Annotated in this window: 1 pseudogene; it reads right to left on the minus strand. The window is 60.4% G+C overall.

Features of this window, described 5'->3' with window-relative positions:
* Positions 1 to 379: pseudogene (locus CHM34_RS20450) on the minus strand (hypothetical protein); the annotation flags it as partial.
* Positions 380 to 452 lie beyond the last annotated feature (73 nt).

Consider the following 452-nt stretch of genomic DNA (forward strand, 5'->3'; position numbering starts at 1 on the left):
GTGCAGTGAAGGGGTTTGTGGCGGCTTTGCGCTTCTTGTTCCGCTCTTGTCGCTCTGCCTTGCGCAATTCCTTTTCGCCCGCATCGTCGTCGTCGGCGCCATCGTCATCCTCGTCTGATGATGACGAATCCATGTTGTAGTCTTCCTGCTCATTGACAGCATCGCCCTGAAACTCCTCCTCGTTTGGAGCTTCCTCCCACTCCTCCCCCCATTCCTCCTCCTCCTCGGCCGCATTGGCGAGCAGGTTGGCCATGCGGTTGCCGGCATTGGATCGCCGGGCTCTGGTCTTGACCATGAGCTCTGCGGGCGCTTCCTCTTCGCTCTCATCTTGGGATGCCTCGGACTCGTCATCGTGAGGAGAGGGCGGGGCATCTTCCATGACTATCTGAGGTGGCTCCTCGGACATGGTGGTCGAGAGAGATTGGAGGGCAGGCGCGGAGGCAGGCGCGGAA

This window comes from Paludifilum halophilum, assembly GCF_002245355.1.
Lineage (GTDB): Bacteria > Bacillota > Bacilli > Thermoactinomycetales > DSM-45169 > Paludifilum > Paludifilum halophilum.